General features: G+C 71.3%; 29 protein-coding genes. 17 read left to right on the plus strand and 12 right to left on the minus strand.

Annotation, left to right across the window (positions count from 1 at the left end):
* Window positions 1-18 precede the first annotated feature (18 nt).
* Window positions 19-618: a flavin reductase family protein gene (locus IEZ03_RS32250; protein ID WP_132044311.1), complete on the minus strand. Its 600-nt coding sequence runs from the start codon at window positions 616-618 to the stop codon at window positions 19-21.
* A 288-nt stretch (window positions 619-906) separates the two neighbouring features.
* Here IEZ03_RS32250 and IEZ03_RS32255 point away from each other — a divergent pair, with 288 nt between their 5' ends.
* The 10 genes from IEZ03_RS32255 to IEZ03_RS32300 all read left to right on the plus strand — a co-directional run bounded on the left by IEZ03_RS32255 (window position 907) and on the right by IEZ03_RS32300 (window position 12,525).
* On the plus strand, window positions 907-1,779 hold the full coding sequence (locus IEZ03_RS32255; RefSeq protein WP_184887884.1) for an alpha/beta fold hydrolase: 873 nt from the start codon (window positions 907-909) through the stop codon (window positions 1,777-1,779).
* Window positions 1,776-3,569 carry an FAD-binding protein gene (locus IEZ03_RS32260; RefSeq protein WP_184887882.1) on the plus strand — a complete coding sequence of 598 codons (1,794 nt, stop codon included), beginning with the start codon at window positions 1,776-1,778 and terminating at the stop codon, window positions 3,567-3,569. The genes IEZ03_RS32255 and IEZ03_RS32260 overlap by 4 nt, the downstream gene beginning before the upstream one ends.
* A complete protein-coding gene (locus tag IEZ03_RS32265; RefSeq protein ID WP_184887880.1) occupies window positions 3,566-4,585 on the plus strand; it encodes a ferredoxin--NADP reductase in 1,020 nt (339 codons plus the stop codon). Before IEZ03_RS32260 ends, IEZ03_RS32265 begins: the two co-directional genes overlap by 4 nt.
* A gap of 23 nt (window positions 4,586-4,608) precedes the next feature.
* Complete coding sequence (locus IEZ03_RS32270; protein ID WP_132044303.1) at window positions 4,609-5,793, plus strand: acyl-CoA dehydrogenase family protein; 1,185 nt, start codon at window positions 4,609-4,611, stop codon at window positions 5,791-5,793.
* A gap of 71 nt (window positions 5,794-5,864) precedes the next feature.
* Window positions 5,865-6,746 carry a VOC family protein gene (locus tag IEZ03_RS32275; protein WP_229808713.1) on the plus strand — a complete coding sequence of 294 codons (882 nt, stop codon included), beginning with the start codon at window positions 5,865-5,867 and terminating at the stop codon, window positions 6,744-6,746.
* 5 nt (window positions 6,747-6,751) lie between these two features.
* Entirely contained in the window at window positions 6,752-8,218 is a 1,467-nt protein-coding gene (locus IEZ03_RS32280; RefSeq protein ID WP_184887876.1) for an FAD-dependent oxidoreductase, read from the plus strand.
* Complete coding sequence (locus IEZ03_RS32285) at window positions 8,215-9,792, plus strand: AMP-binding protein (RefSeq protein WP_184887874.1); 1,578 nt, start codon at window positions 8,215-8,217, stop codon at window positions 9,790-9,792. The genes IEZ03_RS32280 and IEZ03_RS32285 overlap by 4 nt, the downstream gene beginning before the upstream one ends.
* A gap of 136 nt (window positions 9,793-9,928) precedes the next feature.
* The gene (locus IEZ03_RS32290; protein WP_184887872.1) at window positions 9,929-11,104 is read left to right on the plus strand and encodes a sensor histidine kinase; all 1,176 of its coding nucleotides are present in this window, start codon (window positions 9,929-9,931) and stop codon (window positions 11,102-11,104) included.
* Window positions 11,101-11,754 carry a response regulator gene (locus IEZ03_RS32295; protein ID WP_184887870.1) on the plus strand — a complete coding sequence of 218 codons (654 nt, stop codon included), beginning with the start codon at window positions 11,101-11,103 and terminating at the stop codon, window positions 11,752-11,754. Before IEZ03_RS32290 ends, IEZ03_RS32295 begins: the two co-directional genes overlap by 4 nt.
* A 138-nt stretch (window positions 11,755-11,892) precedes the next feature.
* Entirely contained in the window at window positions 11,893-12,525 is a 633-nt protein-coding gene (locus IEZ03_RS32300) for a hypothetical protein (protein ID WP_184887867.1), read from the plus strand.
* A 54-nt stretch (window positions 12,526-12,579) separates the two neighbouring features.
* Here the strand turns inward: IEZ03_RS32300 and IEZ03_RS32305 are convergent, their stop codons facing one another.
* From IEZ03_RS32305 to IEZ03_RS32315, 3 genes are read right to left on the minus strand one after another with little or no spacing between them, the layout of a single operon-like run.
* Window positions 12,580-12,927, minus strand: a complete 348-nt coding sequence (locus tag IEZ03_RS32305) for a hypothetical protein (RefSeq protein WP_184887865.1) — start codon at window positions 12,925-12,927, stop codon at window positions 12,580-12,582.
* Window positions 12,924-13,334 carry an ATP-binding protein gene (locus IEZ03_RS32310; RefSeq protein ID WP_184887863.1) on the minus strand — a complete coding sequence of 137 codons (411 nt, stop codon included), beginning with the start codon at window positions 13,332-13,334 and terminating at the stop codon, window positions 12,924-12,926. The genes IEZ03_RS32305 and IEZ03_RS32310 overlap by 4 nt, the downstream gene beginning before the upstream one ends.
* Entirely contained in the window at window positions 13,331-13,609 is a 279-nt protein-coding gene (locus IEZ03_RS32315) for a hypothetical protein (RefSeq protein ID WP_184887861.1), read from the minus strand. The genes IEZ03_RS32310 and IEZ03_RS32315 overlap by 4 nt, the downstream gene beginning before the upstream one ends.
* A 182-nt stretch (window positions 13,610-13,791) precedes the next feature.
* Here IEZ03_RS32315 and IEZ03_RS32320 point away from each other — a divergent pair, with 182 nt between their 5' ends.
* From IEZ03_RS32320 to IEZ03_RS32330, 3 genes are read left to right on the plus strand one after another with little or no spacing between them, the layout of a single operon-like run.
* Window positions 13,792-14,280, plus strand: a complete 489-nt coding sequence (locus IEZ03_RS32320) for a DUF5753 domain-containing protein (RefSeq protein ID WP_229808714.1) — start codon at window positions 13,792-13,794, stop codon at window positions 14,278-14,280.
* A 7-nt stretch (window positions 14,281-14,287) separates the two neighbouring features.
* Window positions 14,288-14,491 (plus strand): DUF397 domain-containing protein, encoded by a 204-nt coding sequence (locus tag IEZ03_RS32325; RefSeq protein ID WP_184887857.1) that lies wholly within the window; start codon window positions 14,288-14,290, stop codon window positions 14,489-14,491.
* Window positions 14,492-14,540: 49 nt separating this feature from the next.
* The gene (locus tag IEZ03_RS32330) at window positions 14,541-15,017 is read left to right on the plus strand and encodes a hypothetical protein (RefSeq protein WP_184887855.1); all 477 of its coding nucleotides are present in this window, start codon (window positions 14,541-14,543) and stop codon (window positions 15,015-15,017) included.
* A gap of 16 nt (window positions 15,018-15,033) precedes the next feature.
* Here the strand turns inward: IEZ03_RS32330 and IEZ03_RS38665 are convergent, their stop codons facing one another.
* Window positions 15,034-15,156, minus strand: a complete 123-nt coding sequence (locus IEZ03_RS38665; RefSeq protein WP_268248581.1) for a hypothetical protein — start codon at window positions 15,154-15,156, stop codon at window positions 15,034-15,036.
* Window positions 15,153-15,416 carry a cell division protein SepF gene (locus IEZ03_RS32340; RefSeq protein WP_184887853.1) on the minus strand — a complete coding sequence of 88 codons (264 nt, stop codon included), beginning with the start codon at window positions 15,414-15,416 and terminating at the stop codon, window positions 15,153-15,155. The genes IEZ03_RS38665 and IEZ03_RS32340 overlap by 4 nt, the downstream gene beginning before the upstream one ends.
* 771 nt (window positions 15,417-16,187) lie before the next feature.
* Here IEZ03_RS32340 and IEZ03_RS32345 point away from each other — a divergent pair.
* Window positions 16,188-17,525 carry an HNH endonuclease signature motif containing protein gene (locus tag IEZ03_RS32345; RefSeq protein WP_184887851.1) on the plus strand — a complete coding sequence of 446 codons (1,338 nt, stop codon included), beginning with the start codon at window positions 16,188-16,190 and terminating at the stop codon, window positions 17,523-17,525.
* 193 nt (window positions 17,526-17,718) lie between these two features.
* Here the strand turns inward: IEZ03_RS32345 and IEZ03_RS32350 are convergent, their stop codons facing one another.
* Both IEZ03_RS32350 and IEZ03_RS32355 read right to left on the minus strand, forming a co-directional pair.
* Window positions 17,719-18,948, minus strand: a complete 1,230-nt coding sequence (locus IEZ03_RS32350) for a sialidase family protein (RefSeq protein ID WP_184887849.1) — start codon at window positions 18,946-18,948, stop codon at window positions 17,719-17,721.
* A 3-nt stretch (window positions 18,949-18,951) separates the two neighbouring features.
* Entirely contained in the window at window positions 18,952-19,596 is a 645-nt protein-coding gene (locus tag IEZ03_RS32355) for a hypothetical protein (protein WP_184887847.1), read from the minus strand.
* 463 nt (window positions 19,597-20,059) lie between these two features.
* On the opposite strand from IEZ03_RS32355, the gene IEZ03_RS32360 reads away from it, so the two are divergent.
* On the plus strand, window positions 20,060-21,673 hold the full coding sequence (locus IEZ03_RS32360; protein ID WP_221480870.1) for a serine/threonine-protein kinase: 1,614 nt from the start codon (window positions 20,060-20,062) through the stop codon (window positions 21,671-21,673).
* Window positions 21,674-21,679: 6 nt separating this feature from the next.
* On the opposite strand, the gene IEZ03_RS32365 is transcribed toward IEZ03_RS32360, so the two are convergent.
* Entirely contained in the window at window positions 21,680-22,591 is a 912-nt protein-coding gene (locus tag IEZ03_RS32365) for an NADP-dependent oxidoreductase (RefSeq protein WP_184887845.1), read from the minus strand.
* A 237-nt stretch (window positions 22,592-22,828) separates the two neighbouring features.
* On the opposite strand from IEZ03_RS32365, the gene IEZ03_RS32370 reads away from it, so the two are divergent.
* Together IEZ03_RS32370 and IEZ03_RS32375 are read left to right on the plus strand one after the other, a co-directional pair.
* Window positions 22,829-23,101 (plus strand): YbaB/EbfC family nucleoid-associated protein, encoded by a 273-nt coding sequence (locus IEZ03_RS32370; RefSeq protein WP_184887843.1) that lies wholly within the window; start codon window positions 22,829-22,831, stop codon window positions 23,099-23,101.
* 186 nt (window positions 23,102-23,287) lie between these two features.
* On the plus strand, window positions 23,288-23,845 hold the full coding sequence (locus tag IEZ03_RS32375) for a hypothetical protein (RefSeq protein WP_184887841.1): 558 nt from the start codon (window positions 23,288-23,290) through the stop codon (window positions 23,843-23,845).
* A 2-nt stretch (window positions 23,846-23,847) separates the two neighbouring features.
* On the opposite strand, the gene IEZ03_RS32380 is transcribed toward IEZ03_RS32375, so the two are convergent.
* From IEZ03_RS32380 to IEZ03_RS32390, 3 genes are read right to left on the minus strand one after another with little or no spacing between them, the layout of a single operon-like run.
* Window positions 23,848-24,636, minus strand: a complete 789-nt coding sequence (locus IEZ03_RS32380; RefSeq protein WP_184887839.1) for an SDR family NAD(P)-dependent oxidoreductase — start codon at window positions 24,634-24,636, stop codon at window positions 23,848-23,850.
* Window positions 24,633-24,878: a ferredoxin gene (locus tag IEZ03_RS32385; RefSeq protein ID WP_184887837.1), complete on the minus strand. Its 246-nt coding sequence runs from the start codon at window positions 24,876-24,878 to the stop codon at window positions 24,633-24,635. Before IEZ03_RS32385 ends, IEZ03_RS32380 begins: the two co-directional genes overlap by 4 nt.
* On the minus strand, window positions 24,875-26,026 hold the full coding sequence (locus tag IEZ03_RS32390; protein WP_184887835.1) for a 3-ketosteroid-9-alpha-monooxygenase, oxygenase component: 1,152 nt from the start codon (window positions 26,024-26,026) through the stop codon (window positions 24,875-24,877). Before IEZ03_RS32390 ends, IEZ03_RS32385 begins: the two co-directional genes overlap by 4 nt.
* Between the last annotated feature and the right edge of the window lie 28 nt (window positions 26,027-26,054).

Here is a 26,054-nt window from a genome sequence, read left to right on the forward strand (position 1 = left end):
CCGGGTGCCGGGTGCCCGTCAGCCCCAGCCCCAGCGGTCGCCCATGCCCCACGGGTCCGGGGCCATCGGCGCGTCCGGCTCGTTGATGCCGAACCGGCTGCGGAAGAACACCATCGGGTGCCGCCACGCGCCGTCCCGCACCACGTGCCGCTCGACCGCGAGGACGCGTCCGATCACGATCTCGTGGTCGCCGGCCTCGTGCACGTCGTGCACCACCGCGTGCACGCCCAGCAGGACGTCCGGCAGCGCCGGGGTCCCCCACTGGGACACCTCCCACTCCAGGCCCTCGAACTTGGCGCCCCGGCTCGACCCGAACCGCTCGCACAGCTCCCGCTGCTCCTCGCCGAGCACGTTGACGCAGAACCGCCCCGCCGCGCGGATCCGCGGCCAGGAGCGGCCGCGCTTGTCCGCGCAGAACAGGATCAGCGGCGGTTCGAGGGACACCGACGTGAACGACTGGCAGGCGAATCCGACCGGCTCGCCGCCGTCGAGGGCGGTGACCACGGTGACGCCCGTGGCGAACTCCGCCATCGCCTTGCGGAACTCGGCCGGCTCGGGGGCGACGGCGTCGGGGTCCGGAAGACCGGTGGCTGCGGTGAGCGCTGGCTCGGCTGACATCTGTTCACCTCGGTGTCGGTGCGGACACGATCCCTGTAGTCAACAAACTTTCAAAGGGACAAAATCCACTAAGCGGCAGGTACCCGCCTACGGTCAAGTCGTGCGTCCGAACGTAGGCACGGCCGGGGGGCGGCGGTCCGGGCGGATCCCGTTGAGTGGAAGCGCGCGCCTGGGCGGCCCGGAAAGGCGGCGGGGAGCCGCACGTCCCGCTGATCGGGATCGGCGGAGAGACCTTGCCGCCGCGCCGATTACGTTCCGGACAAGCCACCGTCGAAGGACTGGGAGATCATGCCTGCGGAGCTGACCTACGAGGCGACGTTGCGCGAACTCGCCACCGACCAGGGCGTCCTGCGCTACCACGAGGCGGGTGAGGGTCCGCCCCTGCTGATGCTGCACGGGTCCGGCCCCGGCGTCACGGGCTGGCGGAACTTCCGCGGCAACCTCGCCCGGTTCGCCGAGCACTTCCGGTGCCTGGTCCTGGAGTTCCCCGGGTTCGGGGTCAGCGACCCGACCGACGAGCACCCGATGATGGCGGCCGGCGGCGCGACCGGCCGGTTCCTGGACGGCCTCGGCCTCGACCAGGTCGACGTGGTCGGCAACTCGATGGGCGGCATCATCGGCGCCCAGTTCGCGATCCGGCGGCCCGAGCGCGTCCGGCGCCTGGTCACGGTCGGCGGTCTCGGCGCGAACGTCTTCAGCCCCGGGGCCAGCGAGGGCATCAGGCTGCTGATGGAGTTCACCGACGACCCGTCCCGGGAGCGCCTTGTCCGGTGGCTGCGCGCGATGGTCCACGACCAGCGGCTCGTCACCGAGGAGCTGATCGAGGAGCGCTGGCGGCAGGCGACCGACCCCGACACCCTCGCGAGCGCCCGCCGCATGTACGGGTCGAAGGCGATGGCCGCCCGCGCCAAGGCGATGGCGCAGTCCGCCGAGCCGCCGTACTGGGCGATGCTGCACAAGCTCCAGGCCCGGACGTTGATCACCTGGGGGCGCGACGACCGGGTCAGCCCCGTCGACATGGCCCTCGTCCCGATGCGGACGATCCCCGACGCGCAGGTCACCATCTTCCCGAACTGCGGGCACTGGGTGATGATCGAGCAGAAGGACGCCTGGGAGAGCGCCGTCCTCGCCTTCCTGACCAGGAAGGACGAGAGTAAATGAGCGAAGCGAACCGGGGGGAGCGGGGGGTCGTCCCCCCGCAGAAAACACAGAGCCAAGTGGACTGGGACCACGAGTTCGATCTCGTCGTCGTCGGAAGCGGCGGCGGGGGCCTGACCGCCGCGCTGACCGCGCACGACGCGGGGCTGAGCGCGCTGATCATCGAGAAGGGCAAGCGGTTCGGCGGCTCCACCGCGCTCTCCGGCGGCGGCATCTGGATCCCGAACAACCCGACGCTGAAGGCGCGCGGCCACGACGACAGCCGCGAGTCGATCCGCCGCTACCTGGACCTCCTCACCGAGGGACGCGTCCCCGCGGCGCGGCTCGACGCGTTCGTCGACAACGGGCCCGCGGCGATGGAGCTGATCGGCAAGAGCAAGTGGATGAAGTTCTTCTGGACGAAGGGCTACGCCGACTACCACCCCGAGCTCGAAGGCGGCCGCGCGCTCGGCCGGTCCATCGAGGCCAAGCCGTTCGACACCCGCAAGCTCGGCGAGGACGAGAAGTACCAGCGGCCGAACAACATGAAGGGCCCCCTCGGCCTGTGGGTGACCGCCAAGGACTACCACGACCTCGCGATGGCCAAGCGCACCTGGGCCGGCCGGCGCGCGTCCATGGTCGCGGCCTGGCGCGTGTCGTCCAACCTGATCCGCCGCAGGCACATGTCGACCGGCGGGCGGGCGCTCGTCGCGCGGCTGCGGATGGCGCTGAAGGACGCCGGCGTCCCGCTCTGGCTGCAGACCGCGATGAGCGAGCTCGTCACCGGCGAGGACGGCCGCGTCATCGGGATCGTGGCGGCGCGGCGGGACGGCACGACGCTCCGGATCCGGGCCCGGAAGGGCGTCCTCCTCGCGACCGGCGGTTTCGACCACAACCAGGAGATGCGCGACAAGTACCTGCCGGAGGGCGGCCGGGAGGACTTCGCGATGGGCGCCCGGGAGAACACGGGCGACGGCATCCGCGCGGGCGAGACCCTCGGCGCGGCGGTCGACCTGATGGACGACGCGTGGTGGATGCCCGCCGTCCGGCACCCGGCGGGCGCGACGATCCCGCTGGTGTCCGAGCGCGCCATCCCGCGGCAGGTCATCGTGTCCGCGGACGGGACGCGCTTCACCAACGAGGCGGCGCCGTACGTCAACTTCGTCCACGACCAGCTCGAAGGCGGCCACGTCCCGGCGTGGTTCGTGATGGACGCCAAGGCCCGCGCCCGCTACCCGTTCGCGCAGATCCTGCCGGGCGCGCCGATCCCGAAGGCGTTCTACGACGCGGGCATCGCGTTCAAGGCGGACACGCTGGACGAACTGGCGGGGCAGATCGGCGTCCCGGCGGACGGCCTCGCCGCCACCGTCGAGAAGTTCAACGGCTACGCCCGCGACGGCAAGGACCCCGACTTCGGCCGCGGCGACTCCGCCTACGACCGCTACTACGGCGACCCGAACCTGAAGAACCCGAACCTCGACGTCGTCGACACGGCCCCGTACTACGCGTTCCGGCTGGAGGTCGGCGACCTCGGCACGAAGGGCGGACTGGTGTCCGACGAGCACGCCCGCGTCCTGCGCGAGGACGGGTCCGTCATCGAGGGCCTGTACGTGACGGGCAACTCGTCGGCGTCGGTGATGGGCAACGAGTACGCGGGGCCTGGCGCGACGATCGGCCCGTCCATGGTGTTCGGCTACATCGCGGCCCGGCACGCCGCCGCGGAGACGGCCGGTGAAGAAACGGCCGGTGAAGAAACGGCAGGGGAAGAAACGGCAGGGGAAGAAACGGCGGGGAAGGCCGCCGAGGGGTCATGACGGCACTCAAGGCGCGGGTGGTGGAGGTCGTCCACGAGACGGCCGACGCGCACTCGCTCGTCCTCGAACCCGCGGAGGGCGACCGGGACCGGTTCGGCTACCGGCCGGGGCAGTTCCTCACGGTCCGGGTCCCGTCCGGGGACGGCTGGGCGGCGCGCTGCTACTCGCTGTGCAGCTCGCCGCTCACCGACGACCGGCTCAAGGTCACGGTCAAGCGGGTCGGCGGCGGTCTGGGGTCAAACTGGATCTGCGACAACGTCACGGCGGGCGACGTCCTGGAGGTGCTGCGGCCGGCGGGCACGTTCACCCCGTCCTCGCTGGACGACGACCTGCTGCTCGTCGCGGGCGGCAGCGGCATCACCCCGGTGATGTCGATCCTCAAGTCGTGCCTGGCGGGCGGAAGCGGGAAGATCGCCCTCCTCTACGCGAACCGAGACGAGCGGTCGGTCATCTTCGCCGAGGAGCTCAAGCAGCTCACCGAGCGGCACCCCGACCGGCTCACCGTCGTTCACCTGCTGGAAACGGTGCAGGGCCTCCCGACGCCCGCCGTGCTCCGCTCGCTCGCCGCGCCCTACACGGACCGGCAGGCGTTCGTGTGCGGGCCCGAGGTCTTCATGGACATGGTCACCGGCACGCTCACCGGCCTCGGCGCCCGCGTTCACGTCGAGCGGTTCTTCTCGCTGGAGGGCGACCCGTTCGAGGAACCGGAGCCCGCCGCAGAAACCCCCGACGGCGAGGACGCCGCGGAGGTCGAGGTCGAGATGGACGGCGAGACCCAGACCGTGCCGTGGCCCAAGTCCGAGAAGCTCCTCGACGCGCTGCTGCGCGCCGGGGTCGACGCCCCGTTCTCGTGCAGGGAGGGCAACTGCTCGGCCTGCGCCTGCATTGCCCTGGAGGGCGAGGTGACCCTGGACGCCAACACGGTCCTCGACGAGCAGGATCTCGCCGACGGCCTCATCCTCGCCTGTCAGGCGAGACCGGTCACCGGCCGGCTGAAGATCACATACGACGGCTGACGACACATCACGGGAGACAGGCGATGGCGAACCGCGTGCTCGACAAGATCATGGAAAGGGCGGACCAGATCCGCGAGCTCGGCCCCGCGAACGAGCGGCTCGGCCGGCTCGATGACAAGGCCGCCACGCTCCTGCGCGACGCGGGGGTGATCCGGCTGCTGCAGCCGGAGGCGCACGGCGGCCTGGAGGTCCACCCGCGCGAGTTCGCCGAGACCGTGCTCGGCATCGCCGCCCTCGACGGCTCCACCGGCTGGATCGCCGGGATCGTCGGCGTCCACCCGTGGGAGATGGCCTACGCCGACCCGAAGGTCCGCGAGGAGGTCTGGGGCGAGGACCCCGACACGTGGATCGCGTCCCCCTACGCGCCGATGGGCATCGCCCGCCCGGTGGACGGCGGCTACGTCTTCAACGGCCGCTGGCAGTTCTCGTCCGGCACCGACCACTGCGACTGGATCTTCCTCGGCGGGATGCTGGGCGACGACGAGGGCAAGATGGCGCAGCCGCCGCGGTCGCTGCACCTGATCCTGCCGCGCTCCGACTACGAGATCGTCGAGGACTCCTGGAACGTCGCCGGGCTCCAGGGCACGGGCAGCAAGGACATCATCGTCAAGGACGCGTTCGTCCCCACCTACCGGACGCTGGAGTACTCCAAGGTCGTGGACGGCTCCGCGCCGCGCGAGGCGGGCCTGACCAATCCGGCCTACCTGATGCCGTTCTCCTGCGTGTTCCCGCTCGGCATCTCCGCCGCGGTGATCGGCATCGCCGAGGGCGCCCTGTACCACCACATGGCCTACCAGCGGAACCGCGTCCAGATCACCGGCACGAAGATCAAGGACGACCCGTACGTGCTGTACGCGATCAGCGAGGCGGCCGAGGAGATCAAGGCGTCCCGGACGGCGCTGCTCGACAACTGCTCGCGCATGTACGACATGGTCGCGTCCGGGCACGTGCCGACGTTCGCGGAGCGGGCCGCCGGGCGCCGCACCCAGGTCCGCGCGGCGTGGCGGGCGGTGCAGGCGATGAACGAGATCGTCGTCCGGTCGGGCGGGAACGCGATGCGCACCGACAACCCGATCCAGCGGTTCTGGCGGGACGCGCACGTCGGCCTCGCCCACGCGATCCACGTCCCGGGCTCGGTGTACCACGTGTCCGCCCTGACCGACCTGGACATCGAACCCCCGCAGGGCCCGATGCGCTCCATGATCTGACCAGCCGGGAAAGCGCCGAGACTTCACCGAAGGGATCGAGGACAGTGACGCAGATCCGAGGATTGGGCTACGTGAAGGTCCAGACCCGGCACATCGACCGCTGGCGCGAGTTCGCCCTCGACGGGCTCGGGTTCGCCGAGGGCAGCGGCCCCGACCCCGACGGCCTCTACCTGCGCATGGACGAGCGCCGGTCGCGCCTGCGGGTGCTGCCGGGCGACTCCGACCGGGTGCTGGCCGTGGGCTGGGAGGTGCGGGACCAGTACGCGCTGGCCGCCGTCCGCGAGGCCGTCGAGAAGTCCGGCACGGCCGTGACGGCGCTGAAGCCGAAGGAGGCGGCGGAGCGCGACGCCGAGGAGGTCATCGCGTTCACCGACCCGGGCGGCACGCCCGTCGAGGTGTTCTTCGGCCCGGTCCTCGACCACAGCCCCGTCCGCACCGCGTTCGCGCAGAAGTTCGTCACCGGCCCGATGGGCATGGGCCACGTGGTGCTGCCCACCCCGAACTTCGCCGAGACCACCGCGTTCTACAACGAGGTCCTCGGCTTCCTGCCGCGCGGCGCGATGAAGGTCGGCGGCCCGGTCCGGATCCGGTTCATGGGCGTCAACCAGCGGCACCACAGCCTGGCGATCTGCCCCGCGCCGCACGACGGCGACCCGGGCCTCGTCCACCTGATGGTGGAGGCCGACACGCTGGACGCGGTCGGCATCGCGCTCGACGCCGTCACCGCGAAGGGCTTCTCGATCTCCTCCACGCTGGGCCGGCACACCAACGACAAGATGGTGTCGTTCTACGTCAGGGCCCCCGGCGGCTGGGACATCGAGTACGGCTGCGAGGGACTCCTGGTGGACGAGACGTACTACACCGCCGAGGAGATCACCAAGGACAGCTACTGGGGCCACGACTGGTCGGGCTCCGAGCCGCTGGCCGCCTTCGCCCCGCAGAAGGAGGACTGAGACCGATGGCGACGTCCTCGGTGGAGCCGGTCGGCGCTTCGGAGACGGCGTTCGACCACGAGTGCGACGTGCTGGTGGTCGGCGCCGGAGCCGCCGGAGCCGCCGCGGCGTACGAGTCCGCGGCCGCGGGCGCGGACGTGCTCGTCCTGGAGCGGTCGAGCGGCCCCGGCGGGACGTCCGCGCAGTCGGGCGGGGAGCTGTACCTCGGCGGCGGCACGCGGGTGCAGAAGGCGTGCGGCTTCGACGACAGCCCGGACGACATGTACGCGTTCCTCCTCGCGGCGCTCGGCCCGCACGCCGACGCGGAGAAGCTGCGGCTGTACTGCGACGGGAGCGTGGAGCACTTCGAGTGGTTCCGCGCGCGCGGCGTGCCGTTCAAGGAGAGCCTGTTCGACGCGCCGGGCTGGATGCCGTACACCGACGACGGCCTGATGTGGCTCGGTGAGAACGCCTGGCCGTACAACACGATCGCCCGGCCCGTCCCGCGCGGGCACCGCCCGGAGGCGCCGATGTTCGCCGGCGGGATCCTCATGGAGAAGCTGATCGCGGCCGCCGCCGAGGCGGGCGCCGTCACCCACGAGGACACCTACGCCACGAACCTCGTCGTGGACGGCGGCCGCGTCGTCGGGGTCGTCGCCCGCAGGTTCGCCGAGACGGTGGCCTACCGGGCGCGCAAGGGCGTCGTCCTCACCGCCGGCGGGTTCGTCGACAACGAGGAGATGCTCGCCGACCACGCCCCGGTGCTGCTCGGCCATGACAAGATCAGCGACGGCACCAGCGACGGGTCCGGGATCCGGATGGCGAGCGCGCTCGGCGCCGCGACCCGCCGCATGGGGTCGGTGGAGATCGCGCTCACCGCCAACCCCGCCGTCGTCTGCCGGGGCATGCTCGTGGACGGCCTCGGCCGCCGCTTCATCAACGAGGACGTCTACCCGGGCCTGTACAGCCACCGGGCCGTCCAGCACCAGCCCGGCCCCTACTGGGCGATCATCGACGAGACCGGGCACGACGAGATCGCCGAGGCGGACATGTGGGGCGTGCGCCCGAAGCACGCGGCGGAGACGCTCGCGGAGCTGGAGGAGTCCCTCGGCCTGCCGCCCGGGTCGCTGGAGGCGACCGTCGAGACCTACAACCGGTTCGCGGAGCGGGGCGAGGACCCCTACTTCCACAAGGACCCCAGGTGGCTGCGCCCGCTGAAGGGGCCGTTCGCGGCGATCGACCCGGCCGACGGGTTCTTCGGCGCGGGCAGGCACGGCGCCGGGACGGGCGCCGGCGGATTCACCCTCGGCGGCCTGGACACCACGGTGGACGGCGAGGTCCGCGACGTCTCCGGGAGGCCGATCCCCGGCCTGTACGCCGCGGGGCGCACGGCTGCCGGCATCCACGGTGAGGGCTACATCAGCGGGACGTCCCTCGGCGACGGCACGTTCTTCGGCCGCCGCGCCGGCCGCGCCGCCGCCCAGAACCCATGACGGAGCTGGCCGACGACCGCCCGGCACGCGAGACCACCTTCGCCGAGCTGGTCGCGGCCCGCGCGGATGACGACCGTATAGGCCTGTGCTTTGAGGACTCGTCCTGGACCTGGCGGGAGGTCGTCGCGGAGTGCCGCCTCCGCACCGCCCTCGCCGGCTCCGGCGGGCACGTCGGCCTGTTCCTGGAGAACGGCCCGGAGCACCTGTTCTGGCTGCTCGGCCTCGCCCTAGCCGGCGTCCCGGCGGTGGAACTGAACCCGACCCGCCGGGGCGCGGAACTGGCCCGCGACGTCACCCACACGGACTGCCGCCTCCTGGTCACCGAGCCGTCCCGGGCGGAGGCGCTCGACGGACTGACGGACCTCCCGTCCATGACCGTCGGCACCGCCGCCTATGCGGACCTGCTGGACGAGGCCGGCCCCGCCGAGATCGCCCCGGTCGACCCGAAGACGATCTTCTCCCTCGTGTTCACGTCCGGCACGACGTCCGCGCCCAAGGCGGTGATCTGCACCCAGGGCAGGCTGGGCCGGATCGCCGTCCAGCAGCGCGACCGGCGCGCCCTGACCAGGGACGACGTGTTCTACGTGGTCATGCCGATGTTCCACTCGAACGCCCTGATGGCCGGGATCGCCCCCGCCGTCGCGACGGGCGGCCGCATCGTCCTGCGCCGCAAGTTCTCGGCCTCGGGCTTCCTCCCGGACGTCCGCCGCCACGGCGTGACGTTCTTCAACTACGTCGGCAAGCCGCTCAGCTACATCCTGGCCACCACGGAGAAACCGGACGACGCCGACAACCCGCTGCGCATCGCGTTCGGCAACGAGGCCGCCGAGCCCGACATCCACGAGTTCGCCCGCCGCTTCGGCTGCACCGTCATCGACTCCTACGGCTCAAGCGAGGGCGAGATCCGCCTGAACCGCGTCCCGGGAACACCACCCGGCTCCCTGGGCGTCGCCGAACCCGGCACCCTGGTCATCGACCCGGACACCCTCCGCGAATGCCCACCCGCCAAGTTCGACGAGAACGGCGCGCTCCTCAATGCGGACGAAGCGATCGGCGAAATAGTCGACACCATGGGCGCCGCCAAGTTCGAGGGCTACTACAACAACCCCGAGGCGACGGCGAAACGCGTCCGCAACGGCTGGACGTGGTCAGGCGACCTCGCCTACCGCGACGCAGACGGCTACTGGTACTTCGCAGGCCGCACCGACGACTGGCTGAGAGTGGACGGCGAGAACATAGCGGCAGCCCCCGTCGAACGCCTCCTGTCCCGCTACGACCAGTTCGCAGACGTAGCGGTCTACGCCGTCCCAGACGAGCACGTAGGCGACCAGATAATGGCCGCCGTGACCCTGAGTCCAGACCAAGCCTTCGACGCGGCGTCCTTCGTGACCTTCCTAAAGGCCCAACCCGACCTCGGCACCAAGTGGACGCCCCGCTACATCCGCCTAATGGACGCCCTACCCCGCACCCCAACCAACAAGGTCCTCAAGCGCCCCCTGCGCGCCGAAGCCCGCGACACCACAGACCCGCTCTACGAGCACCGCAACGGCACCTACGAACTCCGGACGCCTTGAGCCGACACCTCTGAGATCCCTCTCGTGACTGAGGTGAGGATGCCCCCTCCGTCGGGATACTGAGGGGATGTCCGATCGGTTCCGCGGCTTTGGCCCATTCACACGGCTCCGTCCCTGTGCGGAGGACAGTCGTCTCGTGGACGTGCTGGTCGCCGCAGCGGTCGCCGTCCCGGTGTTCGTGCCGCTCGCCACCGCGCCGGTGGTGACGCCCCTGGGTGTGGTGTTCAATCTCGGCACGGTCGTGCCGCTGATGTGGCGGCGGCGGGCGCCGTTCGCGGTCGCGCTGGTCGTCGCGTGCTTCGCCATGGCGGTCTCGCTGCATCACCGGCCGGGCCAGATGCTGCAGTACGGCGCGCTGGTGGCCGTCTACACCCTCGCCGACCTGGGGCGGCATCGCTGGCAGCGGTGGGGCTTCATCGGCGCGCTCGTGGCGTCGACCCCGCCCGGCGCGCTGCTCATCAAGGGCAACGACGCGGGCGAGTTCATGTTCACGCTGCTGCTGCCCATGACGGCGTTCCTGCTCGGCACGCTGGCGCGGACCGCGCGGGAGCGGTCGGACGCGCTCGTGGCGCGCTCCGCGCAGCTCGAACGCGAACGCGAGGCCGAGGCGGCGCGGGCGGCGGCGGAGGAACGGGCCCGCATCGCCCGCGACATGCACGACGTCCTCGCGCATGCCGTCAGCATCATGGTGGTGCAGGCCGAGGCCGGCCCGGTGGTGGTCCGCACCGATCCCGACCGGGCCGAGCAGGCCTTCGACGCGATCGCCGGCGCGGGCCGGGACGCACTGGCCCAACTCCGCCGCATGCTGGGCGTCCTCAAGGAGGACCAGGACCACGGCGTACGCGCGCCCCAGCCGACCATCGCCGCGCTGCCCGGTCTCGTCGAGCACGTCAACGGCACGCGGGTCGACGTGCGGCTCACGGTCGAAGGCGTCGCCCGCGACCTCTACCCGGACGCGGACCTGGCGGCGTACCGCATCGTGCAGGAGGCGCTCACCAACACGGTCAAGCACGCCGGCGCGCGGGCGGCCGAGGTCCGGCTCCGCTGGACCGACCACGGACTGGAGATCACGGTGACCGACGACGGGCAGGGCCACGACGGGCAGGGCCACGACGGGCAGGGCAACGACGGGCAGGGCAACGACGGGCAGGGCAACGACGGGGACCCGGGCTGGCGGCGGGGCGGCGACGGGCTCATCGGCATCCGGGAACGCGCCGCGGCCTGCGGCGGCACGGCGGAGGCCGGCCCCCTCCAGGGCGGCGGCTTCCGGGTCTTCGCCCGCCTTCCCTGCCCGGTGGCGGTGACCGCGTGATCGGGGTGGTGCTCGCCGACGACCAGGAACTCGTCCGCAGCGGCTTCGCGATGATCCTGGACGCGCAGCCCGACATCGAGGTGGTGGCCGAGGCGGGCGACGGCGCCGCCGCGATCGCCGCCGTGGACGAACACGACCCCGACGTCGTGCTGCTCGACATCCGCATGCCGGGCCTGGACGGCATCGAGGCCGCGAAGGCCGTGTGCGCCCGGAGCCGGACCCGCGCCATCATGCTCACCACGTTCGACCAGGACGACTACGTCTACGACGCGCTCTACGCCGGGGCCAGCGGGTTCCTGCTCAAGGACGTCCGCCGCGACGACCTCGTGCACGCGGTCCGGGTGGTGTCGGCCGGGGAGTCGCTGCTCGCGCCCGCGATCACCCGCCGGCTCATCTCCGACATCACCCGCAACCGCCCGCGCGGCGGCACGACCGCCTCCGAGCGCCTGTCGGTCCTGACGGGACGGGAACGCGAGACCCTGCGCCTGCTCGGCCGCGGACTGTCGAACGCCGAGATCGCCGCCGCCATGGTCGTCAGCGAGCACACCGTGAAGACCCACGTGAGCAACGTCCTGGCGAAGCTCGGCATCCGCGACCGCGTCCAGGCCGTGATCGCCGCGTACGAGACCCGGCTGATCGAACCCTCCTGACGGGGGAGCGGAGCCCCGGTCCTCCCTCGCGCGACCGATGCCCGAAGACCCCTCGCGCCGGCGATCCGCCCCGGGCCGCCGTCCCCGCAGGATCGAGACCGTGCAGAACGCAGGACTCGACCCCCGGGAGAACCGCACATGACCAGGATCGCCTTCCATCTCGCCCCCGCCCTCATGCTCGCCTACGGTGTCGTCCGGCTCATCGACGGCCGTGACGGGGAGCACGGGCCCGGACCCGCCTGGACGGTGGGGCATCTCATCTTCCTAGGCTCCCTCCTGCTGTACGGCGGGGTGATCGCGGGCCTTTACCGGCGCCTCCGCGCCATACCGGGCGGCACCGCACACCGGATCGCGGCGGGCGTGCTGACCGCGACTGCCGCTTTCGGCCTGGCGACGTTCATCCGCGTAGCGGTCGTCGACATCGTCGTCGGCCTGCGGGCCGCCGACAACGCCGAGAAGAGCGTCCTCGCCGACCGGTACGCCGACGTCCCCGCCGTGCTGCCCCAGGCGATCTACGAGATCGGCCCGGCCTTGTTCATGCTCGGCCTGGTCGCGCTGCTCGTCCAGGTCGCGGTCGCCACCCCGGGACGCACCGCGGCGGCCGCACTGAGCCCCGCCCTGACCGTCCTCGCGTTCGCGTCCATCATGCTCAACCTGGACCTGCTCCCGGCAGGCGCGGTCCTGATCTGGCTCGCGCTGCTCCCATTCACCCGCGAGCAGAACCACCTCCCCACCTCCCAGACCGGCCGGCCCCAGGTGGCGGCCCGATAGCCAGCGGTGACCGGGGATGCGGACGGGTACACGCCCAGGCATGCCGACGGCTTCTCAGCGGGCCTGGCGCTCGTACTCGTCCCACAGCCCGAGCGACTCGATCAGCACGTCTTCGAGCTGAACGGCCGCCGCCCGATACGCCTCGGCCCGCCCGGCGCACACCCCCGCGTCCCACATCCGGCCGCGCCGCCGCCAGACCCGCGATCGCGCCGCCTCCATCTCCGCGAGCCGCCGCCATGCCCGCGCCTCGCCGGGGAACATGTCGAACGCCCTGCGCGCCTCCGCCTCGACGGCGGCGAAGAGGAACACCGCCTCCGGGTACTCGGCCCGCTCGGCAGGACGGCCCGGCTCACGATTCCGGCGACCCGCCCACACAGCGCGCAGCGAGCGCACGGCGATCATCGGACGACCTCGAACCACACGGTGTGGCGCCCGTCCTCGCCGCGCAGGGTGCCCCAGCGTCCGGCCAGTTCCCGCACCATGAGCAGCCCGCGCCCGCACTCGTCCCATGCCGAGCCCTCCGCGGGGATCATCGGATGGCCCCGTGACCCGCCGTCGTCCTGGATCTCCACCCGCAGCCGCCCCGCCGACACGAGCACGGTGACGCACACTCCACCACCGGGCCTGCCACTGGCGCTGTGCCGGACGGCGTTGGTAGCGATCTCGCAGACCATCAGGCCGACGTCGTCCAAATCGAAGCCGCCCGCGCACCCGCACAGCGCCTTCCGGACCCGCGCGCGAACCTCCCTGACGTCGAGGACACCGGACGAGCACATGCGCTCGGTGCGTCCCCCTTCCCAGACGATCACCGCGTCACCCCGGCGATCAGCTCCGCCGCGACCCGCTCCGCCGCGGCCGGCGTTCGATGAGCGGCGTCCCACAGATAGGACCACCCGCGCCCGGCCTGGACGACGAGGACGGCCAACGACCGCCGCCGCGACACCACCGGCACCGACAACACCGGCTCGGCCCGCCCGTCCAGATACAACACGGACCCCCGCCCGAGGCTCCGCAGGCTCACCATCAGCCTGACCAGCAACTCCAGCCGGTGAGCCGTCGCCGCCGGTACCGGCCTCCACTCCATGTGCCCACCAGAAGGCGAGCACTTGGATAGGTTCGACATGGATCCGACTCCTTTCCAGTCGGGTCAAGGCCCCCGGGCCGGTGGTGCTAGCACCGCCCCGGGGCCGCTCCGTTTCCTTGCTGAATGCCTGCGGTCGACCGACGTCCTGCGGCACGCTCTGCAAAGGATGCATTACTAAGCGTGTGCATGGCTACGCACGAGCCGCCATCACCGGTGCCTTCCCAGAGTCGTCCAATGAGGAGATCGAAAGCAGAGTTGGAGCGAGGATGCAGAGGCAAGCGGCCCTCGCGAGGGACATGCCCTTGAAACTGTGGGCCATCGTGGACGAAGCCGCAGTTCGTCGCGTTGTGGGTGGTCGGGAAGTCATGCGGGAGCAGCTCGATCACCTGCAGGAGGCGGCAGCGTGCTCGAACGTCCATCTTCAGGTGATCCCGTTCGACGTGGGCAGCCACCCGGGTATGCCCGGCTCCTTCGTGGTCATGAACTTCGCCGAGGATGTCGGGCCCGACGTCGTGTACCTCGAAAGTCAGGCAGGGGAAATTTTCCTGGAGGAAGAGACCGATCTCGCCCGGTATAACGTGGTGAGTACGCATCTCCGTGCAGTAGCGCTCAGTCCGAGCGCGTCCGCCTCGCTGATTGCTGCAGTCGCGGAAGACCTCCGGCCGGGATGAGGAGCAAATGACCTTGCGGCATGTCTCACCAGGTGCCCAGTGGCGCAAAAGTGACCGGAGCGGCAGCGGTAACTGCGTCGAGGTCGCTGACCTGCGGGCGGGTGTTGGCGTGAGGGATGGCAAGGTTCCTGATACAGGCCACCTGGTTGTCACTCGTGAGGCGTGGACCGCTTTCGTCGCTGAGGTGCAGGCTGGTCGTTACGACCTCTAGGCCGGGTGCTGCGGCAGGTGGTCCGGCTGGGCTCGCGGAGAATGGGCGCATGTATTGCCTTGAGGCGGTCATCGGCGGCGAACTCGTGCTTCGGGTGCTGGCTGCGGATGTTTCCGAGGCGCGCGTCGTTCCCCTCGGCCAGGATCTTTCGCTCCTGCCCATGACCGACGTTCTGTTCGATGCGGTCACGGTTGCCGGGGCGCCCGGGCTCGATGGGTTCTGGAAGGCGCCCGCAGGTTTCGGGCGCGCCCTGGCCGAATGTTCGGTGAGCGGACCGGTGGCCTACGTCGAGGCCGACTACTTCGGCGGGACGGGGACGCAGGCCGCGCAGGTCTGGGACGCGGGTAAGGCGGTCCTCGGCCCCCTGCGCCTGGGCGAGCGGGAATCGTTCGCGGCCGTCGGCAGCCCGATCTCCCAGGCGCTCCGGCGGCTCGGGGTCGCCAAAGGCGATCACTTCGACGAGTTCGACGCCGTCGGGCTCGGGCGTCACCGCCGTACCGACGACTGGGCGACGCTCTTGAACTGAGTGCGGGTGGACCCGTTCAGGGGTGCAAGGTGGGGCGGTAGGCGAGTTCCTGGATGCGGCCGTCGAGGGTTCGGTGGTCGATCAGTTCCAGGTCGAAGTCGGGGGCGTCCGCGAAGTAGAGGATCTCGGGGCGGGTCAATCGGTGAGGTGGGCTAGGTCGGGGATGTGGGCGGGGGCTATGCGGGGGGTGGCCGGGGGCTGGAGGAGGAAGATCCTTCGGTCCAGGCGTTCCATGTCGCCGCCTCGGCCGCAGATCAGGCCGGCGCAGAAGTCCACCATCTGCCGGGCCGCCTCATCGGTCAGTTGGGTGAGGTCCATGAGGACCGGGACGTCCTTGCGGAAGAAGTGCCCGATGTGGAGCGCCTCGTTGTAGTCCTTCGGGCGAAGCGTTTTGATCACACATCCAGTCTCTCCACGCCCTCGCCGATTGCAAGACGACCCTGCCGGGTCGCCGAGGTCAGAAGTGGACGCGGCTCGTCCATCGTCCGTGCGCCCCAGCGGCCGAGCGCGACCAGCGCCCGGCTCCAGGTCGCGTCCTTGTCGGTGAGCTCGTGGACGGCCGCGCACCATCTGCTGAGCGGGAAACGCGTGTCGCAGCGCCGTTCCGTGGTTCCTGTTTCGGTGGGTTTTGGTGTTTCGGGTGGCTTGCTTCGGCTTCGTCGTGGCTTGAGCCGGTCGTAGAGCAGCGGTGGTTCCGTGGTCCCTTATGTTGCGCTGGTCTTTTATCGGAATGGTGTGGTTGCGGTGGGTGCCCGGCTGAGGTGGCCCCTGGCTGGTTGGTGCGGACGTGCGGGTTGTCGTGGGCTCAGGTCACTTCGGCTGAGGTCGCTGGTTCCTGGTGGGGTGGTCTCGTTCAGGTTGGTGCGGGGTCTGTCGGTGTTGCCCTGCCCCCGGTGCTGGTGTGCGGATCGGTGCGGCTCGTCGCCGCTGCGTCCCCCGGCCGTCGCCTGGCGTGGTTCGGCTGACGGTGGCCGGTGGCCGACGTGGGTGCGTGCCCATGCGGCCGCGCTGCGGCTGGACGTCTTGTGGGTGCTGCTGACCCGTGAAATGTTCCCTGGTTGATCAATTCTGATCGGTACTTCATTTCCGGGACTCGGACTTTCCTTGAGGTCTTAGAATTCTCACCTCTGGACACTGCTGCATCGGGTGATTGTTCGATAACATTGAGTCATGTGTTCGAGTTCGGGTGTCGAAGTGGCGTCGATGTCCACCAGTGAGTTGGTGGTCATGGCGGCTGCCATCGCGGCCGAACTCGCCCGCCGCGAACCGACCGAATCCGCGAGCCTCTGCATGCGGGACGCCGAAACCCTCGCGCGCGTGACCGACCTGCACGAAAGCGCCCTGGCCGGGATGGTGGCGCGGGTGGACGCGTCCGGGGAGGCGCGCCGGTGGGGCTACCCGTCTGTCCGCAGCTGGTTGCGCTCCGGCCTGGGGATGCGCGAAGCCCGCGCCAAAGAGCGCGTCGCGCTGGCCCGCCAGCGGCACCGGCTCCCCGAGGCGACCGGACGGCTCGCTCGCGGTGACCTGTCGTACGGATACGCGGCCACGATCGCCGCCGCCGTCACCCACTTGGACGACCAGGACTGCGCCGCCGCCGAAACCGTCCTACTGGACTTGGTCGGGCAGGGCTTCTCGGCGGGCAAGGTCGCCGCGTTCGGTCACCGGATCACCGACCTGATCGCCGAGCGCGACGGGACGGAGAGCCCTGATCCCGACACCCGCCGCGGCTACGAGACCTCCTGGATCGAGTCCACCCGCTCCCTGGACGGCGGCCGCTACATCAAAGGCTGGCTGAACACCGAAGATGCCGCCATCTTCGACGGCGTCCTGGCCCCGCTCGCCAAACCCACCGGCGCCGACGACGCCCGCACCCTGCCCCAGCGCACCGCCGCCGCCCTCACCGGCGTCCTCTCGGCAGGCCACCGGGCCACCAAGGTCACCGTCATCTGCGACCTGGACACCCTCACCGGCGGCACCACCCCCGCCCGGCTCCCCGACGGCACCCCCATCCCCGCCGAACAAGCCCGCCGCATCGCCCTCAACGCCGCCATCACTCCACTCCTGCTGGGGCGCGGTCACCTGCCGCTGTACCTGGGACGCAGCGTCCGGCTCGCCACCCCGGCCCAGCGCCACGTCCTCGAAGTCCTCAACCCCACCTGCGCGGTGCAGGGGTGCGAGGTCCCCGGCACCCTGTGCGAAGTCGACCACGTCACCGGCTGGGCCCTGCACGACGGACCCACCGACATCGACAACCTCACCCTCACCTGCGCCTTCCACAACCGCTACAAAGCCGCCCACCCCGACAGCGTCCACATCACCCGGGGCCCGGACGGCCGCTACACCTACCGCATCCAACCCGCGAACGGCCCGACCACACCGCCACCGGCGACAGACCCGTGGGAGGGCCCGGCAAACGACCCGCCCCGGCTTCGACCCCAAGCCCGGCCGCGAGGACGGTCCCGCCGTCCCCGTCCTGAGTGGGCCCGTTCCCGAGAACCCGCTGGATAGGGTGCCCACGATAAGGGGTAATCCGCCTGCGCGATCTACGCCCACCTGCGTCGCCGTGGCATCGCCGACGAAATCCGCCTCCGGCCGCGTGGACTGTCTTATTCGCCGGCGAAGCGGTTTGATCACGGGTGCCTGTGCCTGTGCCTGTGCCTGTGCCTGTGCCTGTGCCTTGGCGTTCTGCGAGGAGACGGCGTCAGTCGTCGGTGGAGTTGATGAAGACGCCCGCCGTCACGAGCGGGTCTATGCCGACGAGGGCCGGGATCACGACGCGGCCGCCCGCCTCGGCGGGGTCGCCCAGGGAGCCGTCCTCGGCGAAGCCCGGCAGCCGGTGCAGGCGCCAGGTCTCGCCGTCGTCCCGCGAGGTCCACAGCACGGGCACGGCGGTGCCCTCCCGCTCCACCAGCCCCGACATCAGGAACGCCGAACCGAGGGCGGTGAACCGTCCGACCTGCGGATGGTCGGTCGGGCCCGTGCCGGGCATGGTCCGCGCGGGCGACCAGGTGGCGCCGCCGTCGGCCGACCGCGCGTACGCCGCGCCGAACGGCGGGCCCTGGTCGTCGGGGCCGTCGGGGGGCGGCCCGGCCGCCTGCGCCGCGGGATCGTCCGGCGGCAGCTGCCGGTAGCCCGCGGCGATCATCGTGCCGCCGCGCGCTCCGGCCGTCTCCACGACGCTGATGCGGTCGCCGAGCGCCTGCGAGCGGTCATGGACGCGCCCCGCCGAGTCGAGGGCGAACAGCGCCGCCCGCGGCGGGTTGCCGCAGTACCCGTAGAGGAACAGCCCCGGACGCGTCGCCTGCTCCCGGTACGTCTGCTGGCAGTCCCGGGTTCCGGGCGAGGTGAAGGGCCGCCATGCGCCGTCCGGGCCGAGCCTCCACCAGGTGGACGTGCCCATCCGCGAGTAGGCGTGGACGCCGTCGCTCATCAGGGTCGGCCGGCTGAACGTCGTGAACGGGTCGCCGGGGGGAGTGGCGACGGCCTTCCACATGACCCCGTCGGCGGACGTCCAGGCGGCGCTGCCGAGGAAGGTCTGCGCCGCCCCGGAGCTGAGGCGGGCGCCGACCGCGACGAACCCGCCCTTGACCCGGGCCAGGCCCGTCACCATGGCCCCGCCGCTCGTGCGCGCCACCGCGCCGAGGTTCCCCTCCCGCCAGGACCGCCCGTCCGTGGAGGTCCAGGAGGCGATGACCGACCCGCCGCCCGGCGGACTGGCCCGGCCCACGGCGACGAACCGCTCGCCGTCGCTGCTGAGGAGCACGAGATTCGGCTTCGCCCCCTGGACGGACAGTTCGGCCGCCGGGACATAGGTCCAGGCGTCCAGGGCCTCGGCCGTGTCGCCGGAGCGCCACCGGAGCCAGGCGCCGCATCCGGCCCCGGCGAGCAGGACCAGCACCACGGCGGCGGCCAGCGGCCTGCGCTTCGCCATGCGTTACCCCTTGCTCGCGCATCGGGCGGACGTGACCCTGCCGGAGGGCTCCGTCTTCCGCGTCCCGTCCGGGTTGGCGGTCATCGTGTAGACGGGGACGCCCGCGACGCCTCCCGCCGACCGGAGGCCGTCGACCCGGTGGGACAGCCGCTCGTTGCCGATCGTGTAGGTGATGTCGACGACCCACTCGTAGTAGGCCCGGCAACTGCGGACCGCGAACCTCAGATACGCGGGCTTGTCGCGGGTGACCGTGAGGCCGGACAGGGACGAGTCGCCGCCGGACCCGTACGGCGACTCCTCCTCGCCCTCGCGGATCAGCAGCCGGTCGCGGTCGAGGTCGTACTTGAGGCTGCGCTGCGCTTCGCCGCCCCCGCACCCCTTCGGCTTCTCCAGGACCCAGTCGAGCCGGGGCCGGGGCTCCGTCCGCACCACGCGGGGCTGGACGGACTCGACGTGGAGCGGGTCGGCGGCCCGGTTGGTGAGGGTCAGCTGGAGCGTCCCGTTCTCCCAGGACGCGGCGCCCGCCTTGGCGGCGGTGGTGCGAGGGTCCTGCTCGAACGTGAACTGCAGCGAGTCCAGGGGCCTGCCGCCCGCGGGCATCGCCACCGCGCTCTGCACATCGCAGCCGGCATTGGTCGGCCATGACACATGAACGCCGATCCCCGCCTTTTTCGGTGTGCCGAAGACGAATTCGGGTGCCTTTGTCGCCCATGCTGACAAAGCGGTCACCAGGATGGTCGTCGTGACCCCTCCCACCCAGATCAGCATGCGATTCCGCCTGGAAGGGGACGGTCCGTGCGATACCCTCCTCCGCACTCCACCCCGATGATTGGCCATGGAAAAAAGATACCGTCCGCTTACCTTTCGTTAGCGCGGAGAATGGTTCTGCGGGAGACCGGAACTGGTCGCGTTACCCGGCACCCGATCGGGCGGAAGGATGGCGATGTCCCCGCTGCTGGAGCTCGGGCGCCGGGCGGCCGCCGAGGAGTCCAGGCGTCCTTCGTCCGCCGGTGGCGCTTCGTGCGCCTGAGCCGAATGATCGCCGTGGCGTCCGGACATTCGTCCCGCTCGTGTGGAAAAGTTCAGTCGCGATCATCGGCGGGAGGTGCGGGTGTCCAACGTGAAACTGAAGCCGCTCCAGGCGGACGACCCGAAACGCATCGGCGGGTACCGGCTGCTCGCCCGGCTGGGGGCCGGGGGAATGGGGCGGGTCTACCTGGGGCGCTCGAAAGGCGGGCGGCCCGTCGCGGTCAAGGTGATCCACCCGCAGCTGGCCGAGGATCCCCAGTTCCGGCGGCGGTTCGAGCAGGAGGTCGCGGCGGCGCGGCGGGTGGGCGGCATCCACACCGTGCACGTGGTGGACGCCGACACCGCCGCCGAGCCGCCGTGGCTCGTGACGGAGTACGTCGCCGGTCCCTCGCTGCACGAGGCCGTCGCCGAGCATGGAGCGTTCCCGGCAGAGGCCGTGGCGGGGCTCGGGGCGGGTCTGGCCGAGGGGCTGATGGCCGTCCACGCCCGCGGCGTCGTCCACCGGGACCTCAAGCCCGGCAACGTGCTGCTCGCCCAGGACGGGCCCCGCATCATCGACTTCGGCATCGCCCGCGCGCTGGACGCCACGTCGCAGACCACCAGCGTCGTCGGCACCCCCGGCTTCATGTCGCCCGAGCAGCTCCGGGGCCGCGAGGTCGGCCCGGCCAGCGACGTGTTCTGCCTGGCCGCCGTGCTGGCGTTCGCCGCCACCGGGCGGCGCCCGTTCGGGGACGGCCCGCTCGAAGCGCTCGGCTACCGCGTCGTCAACGAGGCCCCCGACCTGACCGGCGTTCCGGAGGAGCTGCTCCCGCTGCTCGCGGCCGGCCTGGAGAAGGACCCGGACGACCGGCCGGGCGTCGCCGAGGTCCTCGACCGCTGCTCCGCGCTCCTCCAGGGCGGGGAGGCCCCCCTCCCGCCGCCCGTCAGCACGATGATCGCCACACGGGTCGCGGAGACCGAGGTACTGCTGCCCCCGCCGGGCAGCGCGGGGCAGGAGCGGCGGCGCCCGCGACGGCGGCCGGTCGCGGGCGCGGCGGCGGTGGTGGGCGTCCTGCTCGCCGCGTCCGCCGTCTGGACCCTCACGAACGACGGGGAGAAGACGGCCGAAGGCGCCACTCCGGAGGTGACCGCCCCCGCGACCTCCGCCGCCCCGCCGACGCCCGTGCCCAGCACGTCCGTCAGCGACGCCGCCTCCGAACGCCCTAGTCCCGACCCCACGCGGAAGGCGTTCGAGAAGATCTCGAAGGGCGACTGCCTCAACGCGCACAGATCCCCGGAGGACTCCGACGAGTGGAGCAAGGCCAAGCCGAGAGCGGTCTCCTGCGGCCGCCCGGACGCCTACGTCCGGGTGACGAAGGTGGCCGACGACTCCTCCGACTGCGCCGACGGAGACGGTGAGATCGACGGCGAACTGTGGTGGTCCTACGGCGAGGAGCCCGACGAGATCGCGCTCTGCGTCACGCGGCAGCTCCGCGTGGGCGAATGCTTCCTCGCCACGGACGGGGCGGAGGAGAACACCGTCTCCATCAGCAACGGAGACCTGATGACCTCGTGGCCGTGCGGAAAGCGGCCCCTCCCCGGGTCCTACGACCACATCCTCCGGGTCACCGCGCTCACCGGTGGCGCCTGCCCGTCCGCCCCCAGATCCGTCGACTGGGAGTACCGCGGCGGCAAGCTCTGCGCGCGGCTCGTCTGAGGGCGGCTAGGTCAGCAGGACGGCCTTGCCGCGGCCGTGGCCGGTGGCGACCTCGCGGTGGGCGTCGGCCGCGCGTTCGAGGGGGAACACCGCCCGCACGTGGATGCGTAGGCGTCCTTCCCCGTAGAGGCGTGCGGCCTCGGCGATCCGGGACGCGGACCGCTTCTCGGGCGGGGTCGTCCGGACGCCCAGTTCGGCCGCGCGGCCGTGCTCGACGAGCGTGACGATGCGGCCCCTGTCCTTCACCAGGTCGAGCGACGCGGTCAGGGCCTCGCCGCCGGCGCCGTCGAGCGCCGCGTCCGCGCCGTCCGGTGCGAGCGCCCGGACCCGCTCCTCCAGCCCGTCCCCGTAGACGACCGGCGTCGCGCCGAGCGAGCGCAGGTACTCATGGTTCCCCGGGCTCGCCGTCCCGATGACCGTGGCTCCGGCGACGCGGGCCAACTGGACGGCGACAGTCCCGACCGCGCCCGCGGCGGCGTGGACGAGAAGGGTGTCGCCCTCTCCCACGGCCATCTCCTCCAGGGCGATGTGCGGGGTCATCACGGCGGCGGGGAAGCCGCCCGCCACCTCCCACGGCATGTTCGGGGGCTTGGCCGCGACCGCTTCGGCCGGGACGACGACGTACTCCGCGTAGCCGTTGAGGCGGCAGAAGCCGAGCACCTCGTCTCCAGGCCGGACCGTGCCGACGCCCTCCCCGGCCGCGTCCACGGTCCCCGCGAACTCGTTGCCCGGGACGCGGGGAAACCCCTCCGGCGTCCCGGGCGGGGACCAGCCCTCCCGGACGGCCAGGTCGAACGGCTGCACCCCGGCCGCCCGCACGCGTACCCGGACCTCGCCGGGGCCGGGCTCGGGCGTCGGCACGTCCAGTACCCGCAGCACCTCCGGCCCGCCCGGCTCATCGAATCCCGCAACCCGCACAGCAGTCCCCTTCCGTCAGCAGCTCAGTGAGCACGCTAAGACCTCGACCAAAGTTGAGGTCAAGGCCGCCATCTCTGCGCGAAATTCGATATCTACGCGCTGAACTGGGAGTTCTTGCTTATCTCAATGACATCTGTCAATGGGTGGAGTTGCCCCCGGCTAAAGGCCGGGACGTGCGGACGGAGCCGACGCTAGATTCGAGAATCTCGCATTGACTTTGCTGAAGGATGATTGATCGTGACCGAGTCCCACGGCTTCTCCGAAACGGAACTCGATGTCCTGGCGGAGGAGGCCGCCAAGGAGATGCAGAAGGCGACCGAGCTCCAGGAGCGCCTGAAGGAACTGGTCGGCCGGGCCGAGTCCTGCGACGGCAGGGTCCGCCTCGGGCTCACCGCGGAGGCGAAGATCGTCGAGCTGGAGATCGACCCCCGGGCCATGCGGACGACCTCCGCCGCAAGATGGGCCGGTGACGATTCCCGACCGGGCGCGGCACACCCCCCGGCAAAATGAGAGAGGCGGAATGACCGCTGCGGCAGAGCCGGACCGGTGGGCGGGGCCCAAGAGTTACATCGAGGCCGCCACCGCTCCGGCCTCGTTCGTTCTCGGTGTGCTGCTGATGGCCTTCTTCATGCTCGTCCTCCCCGGTGTGGTCATTTACACGGTCGTGTGGGGACGGTCGTGTGGGGGGAGCGGCCCGTGGCCACCGCCGAGGTGTGCGAGCAGCGGAAGCCGATGCGCGATACCGAGTTCCTGGACTGCCGGGGCGAATGGCGGTTCGCCGACGGCAGCCGGGGCTCCGGTCATGTGTCCGGGGTCGGCCGAGCCGACATCGGGCGGGAGGTGCCGGTGCGGGTCGGGCCGATCGGCCCGTACGCCGGCGGCCTCGACCGGTCGCGGCACACCTTGATCCCCGGGGCGATCCTGTGGGCGACCACCGTGCCCGTGGTGGGGGTGGTCCTCTTCTTCAACCTCCGGGGGCGCGCACAGGCCAGGAGGGTGCTCGCCGAAGTCGGCGAAGGCCGCGGCCGCGTGGTGACGGGCCGGCGGCGGTCGCGGGACGGCCGCGGCCGGACGCTGCTGAGGTTCCGCGCCTCAGCCCGCCCGCCGGACGCCGTGGCCGGGAACGGGCAGGGGCAACGGTTCGCGACCCGCCGCCCCTTCGTCGTAGCCCACGCCCCCTCGGGCGGTCAGGGCGCCGGTGAGGGTCGCCTCCTGGATGGCGGAGCGGAGGGCGGGGCAGGCGATCTTACTTGAGGTCAACTGGGTTCCGGGAGGAGGCGTCGCATGGCTTTGTGGGTGCCGGCGACGAGGCGGTCGCGGGGGAAGGCTGTGCGTTTTTGGGCCATCTCGTAGTTGCCGCCTGCCACCCAGACCGGGCCGTCCTTGAGGTGTTCGAGGCCCTCGCGGGCTATGTCGTCGGGTTCGGCGACGTTCAGGCCCGGGGCGTCCATGTTCAGGCCCGCGCGTTCCATTGCGGGGGTGCGGGTCACGCCCAGGACGAGTTCCAGCACGTCCACCCCGTGTTCGCGCATTTCGAGCCAGAGGCCCTCGGCGAAGATGCGGCCGAACGCCTTCACAGCGGAGTAGACGCTGATCTGCGGCTGGCCCATGTAGCCGGCGAGGGAGCCGACCAGGAGGATGCCGCCGCGGCCTCGGGTCTTCATCAGCGCGCCGAAGTGGTGCGTGAAGGCGAGCTGCGCGGTGATGTTGAGGTCGATGACGTCCTGGAAGCGGTCCAGGTCGCCGGTGACGAACTCGTGGCCGTAGCTGTTCGCGCCCGCGTTGTAGATGAGCAGGCCCACGTCCAGGTCGTCGGTGACCTCGCGGACCTTCTTCAGCGGGTCGGGGGAGACGAGGTCCAGTTCGAGGGTGCGCACCTCCACGCCCTTTGCCCGGACGGCCTCGGCGGTCTCCGCCAGGGGGCCGGGCTTGCGGGCGATGAGGACGAGGTTCAGGCCCTCGTCGGCGAGGCGGTGCGCGAACGCCGCACCGACGCCTTCCGAGCCGCCGGCGATGACGGCCCACGGGCCGTGAGTGTCGATCATGCGTCCTTCTCCGGGTCGACGACCGTGACCGCTCCCGTCAGCGCCGCCTCCTGGATCGCCGAGCGGAGGGCCGGGCAGGTGTCGCGGGGGTCGTCGAGGTTGATGCAGGCGGCGCGGGCGGCTGCGTTCCACTGGATGCTCGTCTGCTCCCAGCTCGACTTGCGCACCAAAACCTCGGCGGCGCAGCGGCGGCAGGAGACGGGCACCAGCGGGGCGTCCAGGAGGCGGTCGTCCGGGGTCATGTCGAGGCCGCCTCGCGGCGTGCGAGGTTCTCCTCGACCTCCTTCTCCCACGACTCGACCGGGCGGGTGGTGTCGATCTCGAACTCGAACCTGTCGGTCATCTCCGGCTTGATGTCGGCGACGTCCACGTAGAACTGCTCGTACCAGCGGCGCAGCTGGTAGACGGGCCCGTCCTCCTCGCACAGCAGCGGGTTGTCGATGCGGGCCTTGCGGCGCCAGATCGCGATGTCCTGCTCGAAACCGGTCAGAATGAAGTCCGAGAGCTTCTGCGCGGTCGCCTCCGCCGCCTCGGGCGGCAGCGCGTCGCTGTGCTGGACGATGATGCCCGAGTGCAGCGAGAAGGAGTTCTCGTCGATCGGATAGTGGCAGTTGATCAGGACGGAGTGCAGGTCGTAGCCCTCGTAGTGGTACGTCAGCTCGTCGATCATGAAGGAGGGGCCGTGGTAGGACGCGACGGACGTGTTGCCGAGCATCCGCGGCCCGCCCCCGGTGGTCTGGCGGCGGGCGTCGTCGCGGGTCCGGCCCTTCATGACCTGGGTGGCGACCTGGCCCTCGAAGACGTTCTTGAAGTACGTCGGGAACGACTTGTGGATGTAGAAGAAGTGCGCCATGTCGACGACGTTGTCGATGATCTCGCGGCAGTTGGTGTTGACGACCGTCTCCGTCCAGCGCCAGTCGGTCCAGTCGTCGCGGGTCGCGCCCTCGATCACCGGGATCGTCACGTCCGCCGGGGGCCTGCTCCCCTCGGGGTCGTTCCAGACGAACAGCAGCTTGTCCTGCTCCATCGTCGGCCAGGAGGCCGTCCGCGCGCGCAGCGGGACGCGGCGGGAGTACGGGATCTTCTTGCAGCGGCCGTCGCCGCCCCAGCGCCAGTCGTGGAACGGGCACGCGATCTCGTTGCCCTTGACGGTGCCGTCGGACAGGTCGCCGCCCATGTGCCGGCAGTAGCCGTCCAGGACGTTGGTCCGGCCGTCCTCGCCGGTGAAGACCACGAGCTTCTGCCCGAACGCGTTGACCGTGTGGGGCTTGCCGTCCCTGAACTTCTCGGCCAGCCCGAGGCAGTGCCATCCCCGGGCGAAGCGGCGGGAGATCGCCGCCGCCTCGATGGCGCGGACGGCGTCCGACTCGGTTGCGGTCACGTGAATCATCCCTTCGGCGGTGGACGCGTGGTTCGAA

It is taken from the genome of Actinomadura livida (assembly GCF_014648675.1).
Taxonomy (GTDB): Bacteria; Actinomycetota; Actinomycetes; order Streptosporangiales; family Streptosporangiaceae; genus Spirillospora; species Spirillospora livida.

Excerpts from the sequence above, each read along its gene's own strand:
- IEZ03_RS32280 (WP_184887876.1), top strand. The coding sequence starts at position 6,752 with ATGGCGACGTCCTCGGTGGAGCCGGTCGGCGCTTCGGAGACGGCGTTC.
- IEZ03_RS32285 (WP_184887874.1), top strand. The coding sequence starts at position 8,215 with ATGACGGAGCTGGCCGACGACCGCCCGGCACGCGAGACCACCTTCGCC.
- IEZ03_RS32330 (WP_184887855.1), top strand. The coding sequence starts at position 14,541 with ATGTATTGCCTTGAGGCGGTCATCGGCGGCGAACTCGTGCTTCGGGTG.
- IEZ03_RS32380 (WP_184887839.1), bottom strand. The coding sequence starts at position 24,636 with ATGATCGACACTCACGGCCCGTGGGCCGTCATCGCCGGCGGCTCGGAA.
- IEZ03_RS32305 (WP_184887865.1), bottom strand. The coding sequence starts at position 12,927 with ATGATCGCCGTGCGCTCGCTGCGCGCTGTGTGGGCGGGTCGCCGGAAT.
- IEZ03_RS32270 (WP_132044303.1), top strand. The coding sequence starts at position 4,609 with ATGGCGAACCGCGTGCTCGACAAGATCATGGAAAGGGCGGACCAGATC.
- IEZ03_RS32315 (WP_184887861.1), bottom strand. The coding sequence starts at position 13,609 with ATGGAGTGGAGGCCGGTACCGGCGGCGACGGCTCACCGGCTGGAGTTG.
- IEZ03_RS32385 (WP_184887837.1), bottom strand. The coding sequence starts at position 24,878 with ATGACCCCGGACGACCGCCTCCTGGACGCCCCGCTGGTGCCCGTCTCC.
- IEZ03_RS32260 (WP_184887882.1), top strand. The coding sequence starts at position 1,776 with ATGAGCGAAGCGAACCGGGGGGAGCGGGGGGTCGTCCCCCCGCAGAAA.
- IEZ03_RS32300 (WP_184887867.1), top strand. The coding sequence starts at position 11,893 with ATGACCAGGATCGCCTTCCATCTCGCCCCCGCCCTCATGCTCGCCTAC.
- IEZ03_RS32390 (WP_184887835.1), bottom strand. The coding sequence starts at position 26,026 with ATGATTCACGTGACCGCAACCGAGTCGGACGCCGTCCGCGCCATCGAG.
- IEZ03_RS32325 (WP_184887857.1), top strand. The coding sequence starts at position 14,288 with ATGACCTTGCGGCATGTCTCACCAGGTGCCCAGTGGCGCAAAAGTGAC.
- IEZ03_RS32265 (WP_184887880.1), top strand. The coding sequence starts at position 3,566 with ATGACGGCACTCAAGGCGCGGGTGGTGGAGGTCGTCCACGAGACGGCC.
- IEZ03_RS32350 (WP_184887849.1), bottom strand. The coding sequence starts at position 18,948 with ATGGCGAAGCGCAGGCCGCTGGCCGCCGCCGTGGTGCTGGTCCTGCTC.
- IEZ03_RS32250 (WP_132044311.1), bottom strand. The coding sequence starts at position 618 with ATGTCAGCCGAGCCAGCGCTCACCGCAGCCACCGGTCTTCCGGACCCC.
- IEZ03_RS32345 (WP_184887851.1), top strand. The coding sequence starts at position 16,188 with ATGTGTTCGAGTTCGGGTGTCGAAGTGGCGTCGATGTCCACCAGTGAG.
- IEZ03_RS32255 (WP_184887884.1), top strand. The coding sequence starts at position 907 with ATGCCTGCGGAGCTGACCTACGAGGCGACGTTGCGCGAACTCGCCACC.